We start from the raw sequence: 14,288 nt of genomic DNA on the forward strand, positions 1-14,288 counted from the left end.
ATACAGATGAAAGAATTTTTCCGTCTTTTAAAACGAGAGTTCAAGCTTTTTTTCAGCAATTCAACCTTAAGAACAGTGTTCTTCGTGGCACCGATCTTTTATGCCACTTTGCTGGGGTTTGTTTACCAAAGCGGAAAAGTTGAAAACACACCTGTATTAGTTGTGGATAGAGATAATACTCCTTTATCAAACCAATTAACGGAAATGCTGGATGATAATAAGAGTATTAAGATCATCAAATATATTCAGGAACCGCTGAGCATAAAGGATGAAGTAATCCGGCATGAAGCAGCAGCAGTGGTAATTATCCCGTCCCGGTTTGAGGGAGATATGCTCCAGAAAAAATATCCTGAATTGAATGTTTATATCAATACGGGAAACGTTTTAACAGCCAATTTTGCTTCCAAAGCACTTCAACTTACGATAGGGACATTTTCAGCCGGAGCATCCATTAAAGCGCTGCAGAAAGCAGGAATGCCTGCTGCAAAGGCTGCAACCCAATATGAACCTTTCAAAGCCAATTATATTACTCTTTTCAACACTACCGGAAATTATCTGATCTTTATGTGGCCGGCAATGTTGGCGGTAGTATTACAACAGGTTATTTTGCTGGCAATGGCCGTGAGCTTTGCCGCAGAATTCCAAAGAGGATCTTTTGTAAAAGAGTATGTAAGAATGAAGAAGTGGGCATTTCCAACGATGTTGATTAAAGTAATTCCTATTTGGATATCTTCTATTCTTATTGTAGGTATTTATTACTTCATGCACATGATCTTCAGGGTTCCGATGCCGGAAGGAATATTTAATTTTATACTTCTGACAGCCGTTTTTGTCGGTTCTGTATCATTTCTTGGAGTGTTCATTAGTATATTAATTCCGGATGCTTTGAAGGCTACACAAATCCTTATGGTCATTGCTTCTCCTGCCTTTATCATTAGTGGATTTACTTGGCCATTAAGCGCCATGCCGGCATTCGTACAATTTATTGCGAACATCATTCCTTTGACTCCGTTCTTACAGGCCTTTAAAATTCTGTTGATTCAGAAAGGTTCTGTAGAACTTACTTTCCCTTATTTAAAGCACTTAAGTATTCTTTTAGTAGTGTATGCTATCATAGGATGGATTGCTTTAAAGATTAAACTTTGGTTTATTTTCAAAAAAGCAACTCCGATAGAAATTGAGAACACGGAAAACGCTCAAAATGATAGTGAGTAGAAGATTCCTTTTGCTGCATTGAAATTTCTAAAAAATAAGATTTTACAAAGATTGACTTCAGAAAATGGTGTTGATCGTATCATAATTGTTGAACTTTTTTAGTTTTAAAAAGTGCTTTGTCTTCCTTGAAATTTTTTGTTTAAATTGATTTAAAGATTTATTTTTCTTGCATCTCTTATTGAATGTCTTTAAATTTCATTTTACAATCTAAAAAAAGAATGTAAAAAATTCATTTTTTTTCATAAAAATAGTATTCGCTTTTTTGTCCGGTTAAGAATTCTTTAATAATCGTACTTTGCTCATTATCAATTAAAAAAGCGTAAAAAAAGTATGTAAAGATGGCCTGTGTTTTAAATTAAATTCTATCTTTAGTGAGTTCAGTACTTACTCATGCAGATAATAGAATATCTGCATGAGTGATGATTAATACACCTACAAAAAATTACAATTATGAGAAAAATCTTTATTTCAGTAGCGTGGCTATTGGGGATTACCTCTACGCACGCACAAAGTTGGTCTTTAACCGGAAATTCAGGAGCATCCGGAAGTTTTTTAGGAACCACAGACAACAATGCCTTACGCTTTAAAGTTAACAATAACAACAGTGGATTTGTTAATCCTTCAAGCAATAGTACAGCCTTTGGGCAATGGGCGTTAGATTATTCATGGGGAGAAGGAAATACAGCCTTTGGTTCTTCCGTTTTAGCCAGAAATACAAGCGGAGTCCAGAATACGGCAATGGGCTTAAATTCTATGATCAATAATAAAACAGGGCATAATAATGTAGCAATAGGAGCATGGACGATGGTCAGTAATATGGATGGATATTTTAATACTGCTGTGGGAACAAACGCTCTTTACTCCAATTCTTCAGGATTTAGTAATACAGGTGTAGGTTTCAGCGCTTTAAATAAGAATACCACAGGTCTGCACAATACAGCATTAGGGTACGAAACCCTAATAGTTACAGTTGCCAATTTAAATACAGCTGTAGGCTCTAAGGCGATGCATAGCAATACTACAGGATGGTATAACGCTGCGGTTGGCAGCCAGTCTATGGAGTTGAATACTACCGGCCAGGAAAATGCAGCTTTTGGGCCTGGATCTCTCTATTCAAATACAACAGGATCCAAAAATACAGCGATCGGATCAGATGCCGGATGGTCCAATATCAGTGGGGCAGAGAATACTTCGGTAGGAAATGAAGCTCTGGCGGGAAGCATTGATGGAAGTTGGAATATAGCCGTGGGTACCCGCGCATTATGGTCAACTCATAACGCCAGTGGCGATCCTAATATTTCAGGAGGAGATACCACTTATGGTTATGGACATTATTCCAACAACACCATAGTAGGCTATGAAGCCATGAGAGATGCAACAACTGGGGGAAATAACACGGCGTTAGGACTGAAATCATTAATTACCAATAAATCCGGAAGTAATAATGTAGCTATAGGCATGGATGCCAATGTATCCAAAGATGGACTTAATAATACTACAGCAATAGGAACGGGTGCTGTAGCTACAGCAAGCAATCAAATGCGCTTTGGAAACAGCAGTGTTACAAGTATTGGAGGAACAGTTAACTGGAGCGTGTTGTCAGATGGCAGAATAAAAAAGAATATCCAGAAAAATGTACCTGGTTTGTCATTCATTAACCAATTGCAGCCTGTTACTTATAATTATGATTATGCAACCGCAGATAAAATTACCAATGTATCTGTAAATAACAATTCTCAGAGTAAAAATATCCGTTCCGATCAGCAAAAAATACTATACACAGGCTTTATCGCGCAGGATGTGGAGAAAGCAGCAAAATCAATTGATTATAATTTCAGTGGCGTGGATATTCCAAAAAATGATACTGATTTGTATAGCCTGAGGTATGGAGACTTTGTGGTTCCTCTAGTAAAAGCAGTACAAGAACTGAGTGAAGAAAATAAATCTTTGCGCAAAGAAATTAACGAATTAAAGGCATTGGTAGAAAAAGCTCTTGGAGGAAAAGTTACCGAAGAACCAACAAAATCTGTTAGTATCTCACAAACTGCATCATCGGTATTACTAGAACAAAATGTGCCTAATCCTTTTACGCAGAATACAACGATTCGCTACAAACTTCCACAAAAATTTTATTCAGCAAAGATTACAGTCACAGATATGAGTGGACGAAATATAAAGCAGATTCCACTATCTTCTTCTGATAATGGATCTGTGAATATAGAAGCAGGTTCTTTGGTGGCAGGCAATTATTTGTATTCATTGATTATTGATGAAAACCTTGTAGACACAAAAAAAATGATTCTATCCAAGTAAATGCCAATAACTGCATCAGTTTAAATAAAAAAATAACAGAATAATCATTGAAATTGTTGTTTTTATATCACTACATAATTTTTGTAAGTATCTTATAATGAATATTAATCTTTGCTCTGATTAAAAAATAATTCATTATAAGATACTTACTTTTTTTATCTCTAAATATTATTCATTGCTAAAATGGCGTGAAGATGATGGTGACATTATAACGATAAATCATCTTTAATAGGTGATTGCAGAAATATACTGAACGATCCTTTAAAATCTCCGCAAAATCAAACAAAAAAACTGATATATTTGTCTATAGTAAAAACAGATCGTATATGGAAAATGTATTTGACGCAAAAGACGCTCAAAACTATATTGATAGGATAAACAGGCTGGTAGAAGATACACATGGATTATGGGGGAAAATGACAGTAGATCAGATGTTGGCACACTGTTGTATCTCTTATGAAATGGTGTATGAGCCGGAAAAACATAAAAAACCGGGATCTATTGCAAAGTTTATTTTAAAAACCTTTGTAAAATCTAAAGTGGTGGGTGAAAAAGCCTATCCGAGAGATTCCCCTACAGCACCTCAATTCCTGATATCCGGAAGAAAAAACTTTGAAGAAGAAAAGAGAAGGTTGATTGGTTTTATCCAAAAAACTCAGCAATTAGGAGCAGACGCTTTTGATGGTAAAGAATCTTTTTCTTTCGGGAAATTAAAAGCTCAGGAATGGAACAATATGTTTGCCAAACATCTGAACCATCACTTGGCTCAATTCGGAGTCTAAAAATTACGATATGAAAAAACTTTTATTACTCTTCATACTGGCTGGCAATTTTGCGTTGGCCCAAATGCCGGATATTTCAAATACATGGCTGAACAACAGTAAACCTTATATAGGAACCATTGGAAATAAAGGACAGGAACTGAAGCTTAAAATTAATATTTCTGAACAAAATAAGAAAAATGACCAGCAATATTTTGTTTCAGGATATTCCCTCGTAGATACCAATTATACCAAATGGGAAGGAACAATCACCATTTTAAAATATAAAGACTCTAAAAAGCAGGGAACTGTATTTGGAGAATACGAGCTTGCCGAAGAGAATAAAGGAAAACATTCAGGAGTTTTTAAAGGAAGATTCGTCTATAATTTTAAATGGAATAGAAAAACTGAAAAAGTAGAAGGACAATATATTGAACTGATCGGCGATTGGAAAAGCTATGACGGAAGTCTGGAGTTCAAAACCCGTTTGAAGAATCAGTAAAAGTAAATTTGTCTTTAATAATCAATAATTATTTATAAAAGGCTTAGTCCGTAATCAATCTTAAAAATATGAAACTAGGAGCATTTTCAATCAGCTTAAGTGTAAAAGACCTTCAGAAGTCCAAAGATTTCTATGAAAAATTAGGGTTTACAACTATGGCAGGAGCTGCCGAGCAAAATTATCTGATCATGAAAAATGGATCTACTCTGATTGGGCTGTTCCAGGCAATGTTTGATGGAAATATGCTGACTTTCAATCCTGGTTGGGATGAAAATGCAAAGAACCTTGAGGAGTTTGATGATGTGCGTGAAATTCAGAAGCGTTTAAAAGAAGGGGGAGTAGAAATTGATAAAGAAGCGGATGAAACCACTTCAGGTCCTGAACACATCTACCTGAAAGATCCGGATGGAAATATGATCCTGATCGATCAGCATAGATAAACAGAATTTAAAACAAATTAAAACTTAACTAAAAAAACAATCATGGCATCAGTAAACGTTTATTTAACATTCAATGGAAATTGCAGAGAAGCATTCGATTTCTATAAGTCGGTTTTCGGAGGAGAATATCCTTATATCGGAACCTTTGGAGAAATGCCTCCAATGGAAGGAAAAGAACTTCCGGAAGAAGATAAGGACAGAATTATGCACGTAACCCTTCCTATTTCTAAAGAAACTGTATTAATGGGAAGTGATACAGGTGGAGAGTGGGCTTCTAATTTTAAAGAAGGAAACAATTTTTCAATTTCCATCAATGCAGAATCTAAGGAAGAGGCAAATAAATTATTTGACGGTCTTTCTACAGGCGGACAGGTAACAATGCCATTAGCCGATACATTCTGGGGAGCTTACTTTGGAATGTTTACCGATAAATTCGGGATCAACTGGATGGTTAATTATGATGATCCTGCTAAAATGCAGCAGCATCCTTAAGATTACTATTTTGTATATGAAATATAGTTATAAATTACCGGCAATCATACTGTCGGTTTTTTATTTGATATTATATTTGCATCCCGAAAATTTCTAAATTTGAACAAGAACAACACTCATTAATTAAAAATAACATGATGAAATTTACCATTGAAGATGTCAAAACCGAACATCAAAAAGTAAAAAGCGGGGCAGATTTCCCGCAATATATAAAAACCATAAAAAATCTTGGCGTTTCTCATTATACTGCTTACGTTGCAGAAGGAAATACAGAATATTTTGATGATAACAATGAATCTGCCCACACAGGAAGTAAATATGATAAGCTTACTATTGCTGAAAAGGTGAATTTTGACCATTTTAAAGCAAGATTAAAACTTCATCAGCAAGGAGGTACAGATTATATGACATTCTGTAAAGATTGTGCAGAAAATGGAATTGAAGGTTGGAAAATGGATCTGAATGCAATGACCTCTACTTACTTTGATAAAGAACGAAGAGAAGTTTTAGTAGAGCAGATTCCGGGTTAAAATAGTTGGAATTCGGTCAGAACACAGATATAAAGTTATCTAATACTATAAACTTGCTTGAACCACTTATAAAATACCATTTGCCATTATTGATTTAAAGTATTAATTTTGTTAAAAACGATAGATAATAATAATTGATAACATGAGAAAGGTTTTAACGAAGTTGGTATTCACAGTAATAAGCTTAGGTTCGGTTCTTACATGGGCACAAAAAAACGATTTGGGAGCCTGGTATATGTATTTTGGGAATAATAAGATCAGTAAAAAGCTGAACTGGCACAATGAAGTTCAGTACAGAAATTTTGATGCGATTGGAGATCTGGAACAGCTTCTAATCCGTACCGGGATCGGGTATGACCTTACCGAGAACAATAATAATGTATTATTGGGGTATGGTTTTATTCTGAGCCAGCCTTATGTAAACGGCGATAAAAAAGAAAATATAGAACACAGAATCTTCCAGCAGTATATTACCAAACAGAAGTTCGGACGTTTTCACCTTCAGCATCGTTATCGTTTAGAGGAACGTTTTCTGGAAGACGATTTCAGAATGAGATTTCGTTATATGTTAGGAGTAAATATCCCGATCACTCAAAAGGAAATGTTACCCAAAACACTGTATGCATCAGTGTATAATGAAATTTTCCTGCACTTCAACAGCCCTACTTTTGATAGAAACAGAGTCTATGGAGCGTTAGGCTATGTAATTAACAAGAACATGAGAATTGAAGCCGGATATATGAATCAGATTCAGGAGAATAGAAACAGAGGACAAATTCAGATTGGTTTTTATAACAATATACCATTTACCAAAAACTGATTGTACCTGTTTTTTGCTGAATGCACTGATGAAACTCTCATTTGAGATATTGATTAAAATTAACACAAAAAAACAACACATATGCATTCAGGAAAAAGATTTGGAGCGCGTGAATTCATCAATTGGACACGCCGCAGTATTTATGCTTTAATCGTATTGGCAGCTATTCCTACGATTCTTTATTTTCTAGGTTGGAAATTTCTTTCCGTGCCCTGGCAGCCCATTGCGATCATGGGAACAGCAGTTGCTTTTATTGTGGGCTTTAAAAACAATGCCAGTTACAGCAGACTTTGGGAAGCAAGACAGATTTATGGGGCTATCATCAATGACAGCCGTAGTTTTGGATATATACTAAGAGATGCTCTTATTACAAAAGACTCAGGTAAAGTAAAAGAAATGTTTCTTCGTCATTATGCATGGCTTACAGCATTAAGATTTCAGCTTAGAGAACCTAGAATTTGGGAAAATACAGGATCTGCCCAGTTTGATGAATATGCTAAAAAGTATGATATTCCGGAGCGTCTTTCTAAGTTAGATGACGAACTTAAAAAATACCTTTCAGAAGCAGAACTTCAGTATATTCTCACTAAGAAAAACAGGGCAACACAACTGATGGCCGGTCAGAGTAAAGAATTGGCTGAAGCCTATGAAAAAGGAGAGATTAATGATTTTCAATGGACACAGATCAATCAGCAGCTGGTAAAGTTTACCGACAGCCAGGGAAAAGCAGAAAGAATTAAAAATTTTCCGTATCCAAGGAACTTTTCTTCCATTACAACCTATCTTTTGTTATTGTTTATTGTATTTGTTCCTTTTGGATTATTAAAAGAATTTGATAAACTGGGCGAAGGGTCTATGGTGGAAGGATGGACTATTTGGTTCAATATTCCTTTTTCATTATTGGTGACATGGTGTTTTCATACCCTGGATAGTGTAGGAGAGGCATCTGTAAATCCATTTGAGGGTAGTGCCAATGATGTTCCTATCACTCAGATTAGCCGTACCATAGAAATTGATATGAGGGATATGCTGGATGAAAAGGATCTTCCGCCGGCAATCACTCCAAAAAATAATATTGTCCTTTAAATTAAAGAGCAAAAATTGATTATCTGTTCTAAATAAATCTGCGTTACCTGCAAAATCTGCGTGGGTTTACATTATAACCATTTATTATAAAGACTTTTTCTCATTTAATTTGATAAAAAATAGTACTTAAAAAAAAACTAACTCAAAATGATTCACAGCTATGTTATAATATCCATTGTAGTCTTACTGTCTGTAATGATATTAGTAATGATTGGGCAAAAACTGAAGGTTGCTTATCCTATTTTTCTTGTTATTGCAGGATTATTGATAAGCTTCGTACCAGGAATGCCTCGTGTAGAAATAGAGCCTGATCTGGTTTTTCTTATTTTTCTTCCGCCTATTTTATTTGAAGCTGCATGGTTTACTTCTTGGCAGGACTTCCACAAATGGAGAAAACAGATCTTTTCTATGGCCTTTGGACTTGTGTTCTTGACATCAATAGTGGTCGCTTATCTTTCATCTTCTATTATTCCAGGGCTTACTGTGGCGATGGGATTCTTATTGGGTGGGGTAAATTCTCCGCCGGATGCTGTAGCAGCAACTTCAGTGTTGAAGCATATGAAAATTCCAAAAAAAATTACCAATATCCTGGAAGGAGAAAGTTTAATTAACGATGCGTCTAGTTTAATTGTATTTAAATTTGCCCTTGCAGCTGTTATTTCAGGACAGTTTATCTGGCGGGAAGCGGTGCAGGATTTCTTTACGATGGCCATTGGCGGAATTGCAGTAGGAGTAGCCGTAGGGTTCTTATTTGGAGCATTATTAAGGATTATCCCTACCAATTCAAATATAGATACTGTTATCACACTGATCGTTCCTTACATCATGTATGTTGGAGCAGAACATTTTCATTTTTCAGGCGTTTTGGCTGTAGTTGCCGGGGGATTGTTGATGTCTTACAATTCTCATTGTTACCTGAGTCATACCTCAAGAATTCAATCCGGAAATGTCTGGAGTGTTTTAATATTTCTGATGAATACCATCATTTTTATCCTCATTGGCCTTGAACTGCCAATTGTTGTAGAAGGATTGACGGATTATACCATTTCCGAAGGAATTTTCTATAGTGTAGTAATTGGTGGAGCGATTATCGGAACAAGGATCGTCTATAGCTATGCATTGATGTATTTTCCAAGAGTTTGCTCTAAAGAATTAAGGCTAAAAGTTCCGAAACCTGATTGGCGCGAACCTTTTATCATCAGTTTTGCAGCGATGAGAGGGGTGGTTTCATTAGCTGCAGCATTATCTATTCCTGCATTTTTACCTAATGGCGATGCATTTCCACACCGAAATATCATTTTATTCGTCACTTTCGTTATTATATTAATTACCCTGGTAGGGCAAGGGCTGTTACTTTCTCCAATCCTGAAATTATTGAATATCCAGGATGCAGGAAGTGAATTGCCAGAAGAAAAACAGGAAGTTATCCTGATGCGTAAGCTTAAAGAAACAGCTTTACATAAACTGGAAAATGATTTTTCTGAATTGGCTGTATCAAACAGTCTTGTTCGTCATCAAAAACATAAATTGGAAAACGAAATGATGCTGATGGCCGATAAAGCCCAGTGTATGGCTTCTACTGGAGATTATGTGACCGCCATTAATGAGAATAAAGATGTTCTTCGTCAGGTCATTCAGGCTCAGAGAAACGAATTGCATAGGATGAAAAAAGAGAAAATATTTGATGATCATGTAATGAGAACCATAGAAATGCAGCTGGATTTCGATGAAGCCAAAATCACAGGATTCTCTCATTGATAATACAGAACCCTTACGGAAACGTAAAATAAATAGACAAAAGTCACAAAAGGATTTAAGCTAAGTCTAAAATTAAAGTTAACTTGCATAAGGTTCACAAAGTGAAAATCTACAGATTTTCAAAACTTAAGTGTTCTTTTCAAAAACAAGAATATTAGCTTTAAAATAACTTAAGTGTTAAGGTTCTTTTGTGACTTTTATGGTTAAAATATTTTGTTTTAAACTTTATAGATATGAATACACCAATCACTGTCCAATACAAAATAAATGCTCCTATCGATAAGGTTTGGAAAGCATTAACAGATAAAAATGAAATGAAGTCCTGGTATTTTGATATTCAGGATTTTGAACCGCAAGTAGGAAAGGTTTTTAATTTCTATGAACCCGGAGGTGAAAACAAATACCATCATCAAGGAGAAATTTTGGAAATTATCCCCAACCAAAAAGTAAAGCATACCTGGTCTTATCCTGATTTTTCAGATCTGAAAACAATTGTAACTTGGGAACTGTCGGCTGAAGAGGACGGAACTTTGGTAAAGCTAACTCATGACGGAATTGAAAATTTTGAGGGCCTCGGAGAAGGTTTTTCAAGAGAGAATTTTATCGGCGGATGGAACTCGATTTTAGGCCAAAGTTTAAAAGAATATTTAGAAAAAAGAGTATGATAGAGTTACAACCATTCAATATTGATGATGCTTCAGCATTGATCTCAAACATTAAAGATAAAAGGTCACTTCTGCAATTTGCAGGACCAATGTATCATTTTCCATTGACCGAAGATCAGCTTGAAGGTGATTTGTCTGACGAAAACAGAACCCTGTTCAAAATAGTGGATGTAGAGAATCAGAACACAATCGGTCACGCGCAGATATTTTTAAAAGAGAAAACTTTCCTGCTGGGAAGAATCTTAATCTGGGACGAAAACAATAGGGGAAAAGGGTACGGGAAAAAAGTAATGCAGGAACTTCTGAAATATGGATTTGAAAACTTCAGCAGAGAACTGGCAGAACTCAATGTATATGACTGGAATACCGGAGCTGTAGAATGTTACAAAAAAGTAGGTTTTGCGATTGATCCTGATATAAAGAATGAAGTGAAAATTGATGATGAAACATGGGTTTCAATCAATATGAAAATTCACAAAGAAACTTTTGAACGATAGAAATCATGAGTAGATTTATGGGACTTCGCCCTATGCTTTGGACTGAAAATTTGGATGAAACTATAGGGTTTTATATTCATATTCTTGGTTTTGAACTGCTTACCAGAAATGATGACTGGCATTGGGCATCCCTTCGAAAAGATGATGTTCATATCATGTTTGCATTGCCTAATCAACATGAAGAATCTGCTGCCATTGGCTTTACAGGGTCATTTTATTTTAATGTAGATAAAGTGGATGAATTATGGGAAGATCTTAAAACAAAGACCAAAATTTGTTATGAAATTGAAACTTTTGAATGGGGAATGAGAGAATTTGCAGTATACGATAACAATGGATATATCCTACAATTTGGTGAACCTGTGGATAATATTGGCAATACGGAATAAAATTTGCTATTTTTGGGGAAATATTTAGAAAGTCAATGAAAAAAAATATAATAGCGGGTTTCGCAGCAATTTTATTACTGGCATCTTGTAACAAGGATAAAGAAATTCTTAACACCCTAAACAACTATAATAATTCAATGGAAGCAAAAGGATATCATTTTGGTGATAAACTTCAACTTCCAAAAGAAGTAACGGAAAATGCGGAAAGTGTAACCATCAGTTTTGGAGATAAAGAAACAACAGATTTAACGATTGACCCCAAGTTTTTTACTTTAGGAGACAATGCTGTTACTTTTAATATCAAAACTAAAGGCGGAGAAACCCTAAATCAGGATGCAACCATTAATGTATTTGCAAAAAATCCTGAAAAAAATATTGCTTACCAGATTGTAGCAGAATATCCTCACGATCCTAAAAACTTTGTACAGGGGTTCCAGGCTGAAGGAAATACAATCTATGAAAGTGATGGACAAAACGGATCTTCACAGATCTTAAAATATACATTGGGAACCACTACGCCACTTGCTTCTACGAAACAGGCTCCTGAAGATTTTTCAGAAGGTAGTACAATTGTAGGAGATAAAGTATATCAATTGACATGGCAGAGTAAGAAAGGATATATTTACGATAAAAGCTCACTGAAATTATTATCAGAGTTTGCTTATCCAAACGTATTGGGAGAAGGTTGGGGATTGACCTATGACGGGAAAAACCTGATTGCATCAGATGGAAGCAAGCTTTTATACTTCCTTGATCCGAATGACCCTTCAAAATTGATCAAATATATTGCAGTAGCAGGAAGTTCGCAGGCATATGATCAATTAAACGAGCTTGAATATCATAACGGATTTCTTTATGCAAACGTATGGCAAAAACCAATTATCCTGAAAATCAATCCTGCAACCGGAGAAGTAGTAGGTACATTTGATTTCACAGAAATTGCAAAGCAAAATACAAAAGGATCAGATGATGTTCTGAACGGAATTGCTTTCAAGGGGGAAAATATGTTGGTGACCGGAAAGAACTGGCCGAAGATTTATGAAGTTGTTATTAAATAAGAAAAATTTCATAACAATTTCTATTCGAATAAAATAAAGTGTAAATTGGTAGCGTTCCGTGAGGAGCGCTATCTTAGTAAAAGAATTTTGAGATTAATCTATCTGATATGCATTTTCGTCTTCTGTTCGTCAGCCGCACAGAACATTCTTCCTTTGGATACCTTGAAGCTGAAGGAAGCTAAAGATATGCTGGCTGATGACTATGGGAGCCTCTACATCTATAAAAATAAAGACTTTAGTTTTACCAAATATGATTCTTTAGGGAAACAGATCGGGAAAATGATGCTTACTGTTCCCTACAAGGTGCAGACAGTACAAAATCCATTAAACGTGCCTTTATTTTCAGAAAATGCTCAGGAAATGAAATTTGTAGACCAGAATATGAATGAAATCCAACGTATTGATTTCAAACAGAAATTTGGGTTTATAAGAATGGCCTATGCTGAAGATTTACAGCAATTGTGGCTGCTGGATGACAGTACAAAAAGGTTAATTCAATATAATTTCAGAAATGATACCACCATCAACTCATTTCCTTTTGATATTAGTTTCGAGGACCTGATGGATCTCCTGGTGTATGAAACCAAAGTATATGTTCTCACCAAAAAGCATATCAGAGTGTATAATCTGAAATTCGAAAAACTGTTTGAGGCTCCGGTGGATAACGGGAAACGTTTCAGAAGAGAGAATGATAATATTTTGGTGGTTACCCATAATTCAATTTTAAAATATGTTCCAGAGAAAGGTATGAGTGTCATTTTTGATGACCCTGATGCACAAATTGTGGATAAAAACATCCTTTCTTATTTTGAAATCAAGGGGAACAAACTCTATCTTTACAGCCTTGAAAAAGTAAAGAAAGCCAGACAGCAAAAACAACAGGAAACTGAGCTTCAGATCATAGAGCAATCTACAGGAAAACCCGTAGAAAATGCTGAAGAAAAACCCAATGGAGGAGCAGAAAAGAAAAACTCTGACAATATATTGGAACAGTTGATTGAAGAAACTTCCGAGGTTCAGGCAGCAGGCGTAGAAAAGCTTATCAATTAATCAGTAAATACAAGGAAAAAGAATTATGCATATTGCAGTTACAGGAAACATTGGAGCAGGAAAAACAACTTTAACTACGATGCTTTCTAAGCATTACGGATGGGACGCACAGTTTGAAGACGTAGATCACAATCCTTATCTGGAGGATTTTTATTCAGATATGAGCAAGTGGAGCTTTGCCCTGCAGGTGTATTTTCTGGGAAGCAGATTCCGTCAGGTAAAAGAGATCAGAGAAAGTGGTAAAAATATTATTCAGGACCGTACGATCTATGAAGATGCCCACATCTTTGCGGAGAACCTGAACGATATGAATCTCCTTTCTGATAGAGATTTCAACAATTATTCATCTGTTTTTGATCTGATGAAATCTTTCGTTTCAGCACCGGATCTTTTAATTTACCTTAAGTCAGATGTTCCAAATCTGGTAAAGAAAATCTACAAAAGAGGACGCGAGTATGAAGCCTCTATCAGCATCGAATATCTGTCAAAATTAAATCAGAAATACGAAAAATGGATTTCCAACTATACAGAAGGAAAATTGCTGATTATTGAAGTGGATGATCTTGATTTCGTTGAAAAACCTGAAGACTTCGGATTAATTCTGGAAAAAATTGAAACCGAATTACACGGATTGTTTTAACAAACATTTATTAGAACATTAAGACAAGGTCCATTGAATTCTTGCTAAATTTGTAATAGACAAGTTTAATTT

General features: G+C 35.5%; 16 protein-coding genes. All 16 read left to right on the forward strand.

Annotated features, from left to right (window positions below; translation table 11 throughout):
• Window positions 1-6 precede the first annotated feature (6 nt).
• The 16 genes from AC3HD6_RS04645 (at window position 7) to AC3HD6_RS04720 (ending at window position 14,216) form a co-directional block, all read left to right on the forward strand.
• Complete coding sequence (locus tag AC3HD6_RS04645) at window positions 7-1,215, forward strand: ABC transporter permease (RefSeq protein ID WP_488895307.1); 1,209 nt, start codon at window positions 7-9, stop codon at window positions 1,213-1,215.
• 450 nt (window positions 1,216-1,665) lie between these two features.
• Entirely contained in the window at window positions 1,666-3,528 is a 1,863-nt protein-coding gene (locus tag AC3HD6_RS04650; protein ID WP_488895308.1) for a tail fiber domain-containing protein, read from the forward strand.
• A gap of 326 nt (window positions 3,529-3,854) precedes the next feature.
• Window positions 3,855-4,310: a DUF1569 domain-containing protein gene (locus AC3HD6_RS04655; RefSeq protein WP_488895309.1), complete on the forward strand. Its 456-nt coding sequence runs from the start codon at window positions 3,855-3,857 to the stop codon at window positions 4,308-4,310.
• Window positions 4,311-4,320: 10 nt separating this feature from the next.
• The gene (locus AC3HD6_RS04660; RefSeq protein ID WP_488895310.1) at window positions 4,321-4,791 is read left to right on the forward strand and encodes a hypothetical protein; all 471 of its coding nucleotides are present in this window, start codon (window positions 4,321-4,323) and stop codon (window positions 4,789-4,791) included.
• A gap of 68 nt (window positions 4,792-4,859) precedes the next feature.
• A complete protein-coding gene (locus AC3HD6_RS04665; protein ID WP_488895311.1) occupies window positions 4,860-5,231 on the forward strand; it encodes a VOC family protein in 372 nt (123 codons plus the stop codon).
• Between the two features lie 42 nt (window positions 5,232-5,273).
• Entirely contained in the window at window positions 5,274-5,723 is a 450-nt protein-coding gene (locus AC3HD6_RS04670) for a VOC family protein (protein WP_488895312.1), read from the forward strand.
• Window positions 5,724-5,857: 134 nt separating this feature from the next.
• Window positions 5,858-6,253, forward strand: a complete 396-nt coding sequence (locus AC3HD6_RS04675; RefSeq protein WP_488895313.1) for a DUF1398 domain-containing protein — start codon at window positions 5,858-5,860, stop codon at window positions 6,251-6,253.
• A gap of 142 nt (window positions 6,254-6,395) precedes the next feature.
• On the forward strand, window positions 6,396-7,073 hold the full coding sequence (locus tag AC3HD6_RS04680; RefSeq protein WP_488895314.1) for a DUF2490 domain-containing protein: 678 nt from the start codon (window positions 6,396-6,398) through the stop codon (window positions 7,071-7,073).
• A gap of 81 nt (window positions 7,074-7,154) precedes the next feature.
• Window positions 7,155-8,159, forward strand: coding sequence for a bestrophin family protein (locus AC3HD6_RS04685; protein WP_488895315.1), 1,005 nt, complete (start codon window positions 7,155-7,157; stop codon window positions 8,157-8,159).
• 147 nt (window positions 8,160-8,306) lie between these two features.
• On the forward strand, window positions 8,307-9,917 hold the full coding sequence (locus tag AC3HD6_RS04690; RefSeq protein ID WP_488895316.1) for a Na+/H+ antiporter: 1,611 nt from the start codon (window positions 8,307-8,309) through the stop codon (window positions 9,915-9,917).
• Between the two features lie 233 nt (window positions 9,918-10,150).
• Window positions 10,151-10,582 carry an SRPBCC family protein gene (locus tag AC3HD6_RS04695; RefSeq protein WP_488895317.1) on the forward strand — a complete coding sequence of 144 codons (432 nt, stop codon included), beginning with the start codon at window positions 10,151-10,153 and terminating at the stop codon, window positions 10,580-10,582.
• Window positions 10,579-11,079: a GNAT family N-acetyltransferase gene (locus AC3HD6_RS04700; protein ID WP_488895318.1), complete on the forward strand. Its 501-nt coding sequence runs from the start codon at window positions 10,579-10,581 to the stop codon at window positions 11,077-11,079. Before AC3HD6_RS04695 ends, AC3HD6_RS04700 begins: the two co-directional genes overlap by 4 nt.
• 5 nt (window positions 11,080-11,084) lie before the next feature.
• A complete protein-coding gene (locus AC3HD6_RS04705) occupies window positions 11,085-11,468 on the forward strand; it encodes a VOC family protein (protein WP_488895319.1) in 384 nt (127 codons plus the stop codon).
• Between the two features lie 35 nt (window positions 11,469-11,503).
• Window positions 11,504-12,526, forward strand: a complete 1,023-nt coding sequence (locus AC3HD6_RS04710) for a glutaminyl-peptide cyclotransferase (RefSeq protein WP_488895320.1) — start codon at window positions 11,504-11,506, stop codon at window positions 12,524-12,526.
• A 153-nt stretch (window positions 12,527-12,679) separates the two neighbouring features.
• The gene (locus AC3HD6_RS04715; protein WP_488895321.1) at window positions 12,680-13,576 is read left to right on the forward strand and encodes a hypothetical protein; all 897 of its coding nucleotides are present in this window, start codon (window positions 12,680-12,682) and stop codon (window positions 13,574-13,576) included.
• Window positions 13,577-13,601: 25 nt separating this feature from the next.
• Entirely contained in the window at window positions 13,602-14,216 is a 615-nt protein-coding gene (locus tag AC3HD6_RS04720; protein ID WP_068943809.1) for a deoxynucleoside kinase, read from the forward strand.
• The last annotated feature ends 72 nt before the right edge of the window (window positions 14,217-14,288 follow it).

This window comes from Chryseobacterium sp. II3a (assembly GCF_057815135.1).

What these genes read in the sequence shown, in the direction of transcription:
- AC3HD6_RS04645 (WP_488895307.1), top strand. Translation starts at nt 7, where the DNA reads ATGAAAGAATTTTTCCGTCTTTTAAAACGAGAGTTCAAGCTTTTTTTC.
- AC3HD6_RS04650 (WP_488895308.1), top strand. Translation starts at nt 1,666, where the DNA reads ATGAGAAAAATCTTTATTTCAGTAGCGTGGCTATTGGGGATTACCTCT.
- AC3HD6_RS04655 (WP_488895309.1), top strand. Translation starts at nt 3,855, where the DNA reads ATGGAAAATGTATTTGACGCAAAAGACGCTCAAAACTATATTGATAGG.
- AC3HD6_RS04660 (WP_488895310.1), top strand. Translation starts at nt 4,321, where the DNA reads ATGAAAAAACTTTTATTACTCTTCATACTGGCTGGCAATTTTGCGTTG.
- AC3HD6_RS04665 (WP_488895311.1), top strand. Translation starts at nt 4,860, where the DNA reads ATGAAACTAGGAGCATTTTCAATCAGCTTAAGTGTAAAAGACCTTCAG.
- AC3HD6_RS04670 (WP_488895312.1), top strand. Translation starts at nt 5,274, where the DNA reads ATGGCATCAGTAAACGTTTATTTAACATTCAATGGAAATTGCAGAGAA.
- AC3HD6_RS04675 (WP_488895313.1), top strand. Translation starts at nt 5,858, where the DNA reads ATGATGAAATTTACCATTGAAGATGTCAAAACCGAACATCAAAAAGTA.
- AC3HD6_RS04680 (WP_488895314.1), top strand. Translation starts at nt 6,396, where the DNA reads ATGAGAAAGGTTTTAACGAAGTTGGTATTCACAGTAATAAGCTTAGGT.
- AC3HD6_RS04685 (WP_488895315.1), top strand. Translation starts at nt 7,155, where the DNA reads ATGCATTCAGGAAAAAGATTTGGAGCGCGTGAATTCATCAATTGGACA.
- AC3HD6_RS04690 (WP_488895316.1), top strand. Translation starts at nt 8,307, where the DNA reads ATGATTCACAGCTATGTTATAATATCCATTGTAGTCTTACTGTCTGTA.
- AC3HD6_RS04695 (WP_488895317.1), top strand. Translation starts at nt 10,151, where the DNA reads ATGAATACACCAATCACTGTCCAATACAAAATAAATGCTCCTATCGAT.
- AC3HD6_RS04700 (WP_488895318.1), top strand. Translation starts at nt 10,579, where the DNA reads ATGATAGAGTTACAACCATTCAATATTGATGATGCTTCAGCATTGATC.
- AC3HD6_RS04705 (WP_488895319.1), top strand. Translation starts at nt 11,085, where the DNA reads ATGAGTAGATTTATGGGACTTCGCCCTATGCTTTGGACTGAAAATTTG.
- AC3HD6_RS04710 (WP_488895320.1), top strand. Translation starts at nt 11,504, where the DNA reads ATGAAAAAAAATATAATAGCGGGTTTCGCAGCAATTTTATTACTGGCA.
- AC3HD6_RS04720 (WP_068943809.1), top strand. Translation starts at nt 13,602, where the DNA reads ATGCATATTGCAGTTACAGGAAACATTGGAGCAGGAAAAACAACTTTA.